This window comes from Azospirillum sp. B506 (assembly GCF_000333595.1).
Classification (GTDB): domain Bacteria; phylum Pseudomonadota; class Alphaproteobacteria; order Azospirillales; family Azospirillaceae; genus Azospirillum.
In genome coordinates, this window is sequence record NZ_BADK01000076.1 from 1 (window position 1) to 1,801 (window position 1,801).

Genomic DNA, 1,801 nt, shown 5'->3' on the forward strand with positions numbered 1-1,801 from the left:
CGCTCTCCGCCGCCTTCGCTTCGGTCATCGCTCAGCCCCGCCAGAACGGCTTTTCCGCTTCATGGTCGGCATCGGCACGGGAGATGCCGATGTCCGACAGCAGATGGTCGGGCAGAGCCTCCAGTGCGCGGCGCTGGCGCCGGCGCTCGTTCCAGGTGGCGAGCCGGTCGAAGAGCGACACCAGGCGGTCGCCCAGCCCCTCTCCCTTGCGTGCCGGCTTGCGGACGAACAGTTCCGCACCGGAAAACTGTGAGTGCGTTCCCTTTGCCATGATCCGATGTCCTTCGCTGGATGGGGAGCGGGGCCGCCGCCTCGCCGCTCCGTTCAGTGTGATCGCTTGTGCAACTGAGAATGGGGCAGAGGGCGCTTGCCGACAAACGACGCTTTCTCATAGAATCGATTAGCTTTGCTAATCCGAATCCAGCCACGGATCCCTCCTCCGCCATGTCCCGCCGCCTGCCCCCACTGAACGCGCTGCGCGCCTTCGAGGCCGCCGCCCGCCATCTTTCCTTCACAAAGGCGGCCGACGAGCTGCATGTGACACAGGCCGCCGTCAGCCATCAGATCAAGGCGCTGGAAGAATGGCTCGGATTACCGCTGTTTCGCCGAATGAACCGCGCGCTGGCACTGACCGAGGCCGGGCAGAGCTACCTGCCACCGGTGCGCGAGGCGATGGACACGCTGTCCCAGGCAACCGACCGGCTGATCCGCGCCGACAGCAGCGGCACGCTGACCATCTCCACCATGCCCAGCTTCGCCTCCAAATGGCTGGTGCCGCGGCTCGTCCGTTTCCAGAAGCGCCACCCCGAAATGGACGTGCGGGTGCACAGCACGGCGCAGGTGGTCGATTTCGCCCGCCACGACGTCGATCTGGCGATCCGCTTCGGCAACGGGCTATGGCCGGACCTGCGGGTCGAACGGCTGCTGACCGAGGACATCTTCCCGGTCGGTCATCCGTCGCTGCTGTCCGGCGACCGGCCGCTGGTGAACCCGGACGATCTGCGCCACCACACCCTGCTGCACGACGACTACAACATTTCCTGGGCGGTGTGGTGCCGGGCGGCGGGCATCGAGGGGGTAGATACCGAACGCGGCCTGCGGTTCGACGATTCGTCCTTCACCCTGCAGGCGGCGATCAACGGCCACGGCATCGCGCTGGCGCGCGGCGTGCTGGTGGCCGACGACATCGCCGCCGGACGGCTGGTCCGGCTGTTCGAGGTGCGGCTGCCGGGAAGCCTCGCCTATTATGTGGTGGCGCCGCAGCATTACTTTTCCCGGCCCAAGGTGATGGCCTTCCACGAGTGGTTGTTCGAGGAGGCGGAAGCGGTCTGAAAAGCGCCGTATAGAGCGGCTTGCGGGCGTAACGGACCGCTCCTATAGTCCGCGCCCATGAGCGCGAACCCGCCCCCCGATACGGTCTTCCCGCACCGCCATCTCCTCGGAATCGAGGGGCTGCGGGCCGGCGAGATCACCCAGATCCTCGACCTCGCCGATGGCTATGTCGAGCAGAACCGCCGCCCCGTGAAGAAGTCCGACCTGTTGGACGGCCGCACGCAGGTGAACCTGTTCTTCGAGAACTCCACCCGCACCCGCACCAGCTTCGAGCTGGCCGGCAAACGGCTGGGGGCCGACGTCATCAACATGTCGACCGACAGCAGCTCGGTGAAGAAGGGCGAGACCCTGATCGACACGGCGATGACGCTGAACGCCATGCACCTGGACGCGCTGGTGGTCCGCCATGCCGATTCCGGCGCGGTGAAGCTGCTGGGCGACAGGTCAACTGCTCGGTCATCAATGCCGG

2 protein-coding genes and 1 pseudogene are annotated in these 1,801 nt (G+C 66.3%); 2 read left to right on the top strand and 1 reads right to left on the bottom strand.

Annotated elements, in window-relative coordinates:
- Nucleotides 1-31: 31 nt before the first annotated feature.
- Nucleotides 32-271 carry a DUF1127 domain-containing protein gene (locus I71_RS02435; protein ID WP_042689898.1) on the bottom strand — a complete coding sequence of 80 codons (240 nt, stop codon included), beginning with the start codon at nt 269-271 and terminating at the stop codon, nt 32-34.
- Nucleotides 272-444: 173 nt separating this feature from the next.
- On the opposite strand from I71_RS02435, the gene I71_RS02440 reads away from it, so the two are divergent.
- Nucleotides 445-1,332 carry a transcriptional regulator GcvA gene (locus I71_RS02440; RefSeq protein ID WP_042689903.1) on the top strand — a complete coding sequence of 296 codons (888 nt, stop codon included), beginning with the start codon at nt 445-447 and terminating at the stop codon, nt 1,330-1,332.
- Nucleotides 1,333-1,389: 57 nt separating this feature from the next.
- Nucleotides 1,390-1,801: pseudogene (gene pyrB, locus I71_RS02445) on the top strand (aspartate carbamoyltransferase catalytic subunit); the annotation flags it as partial.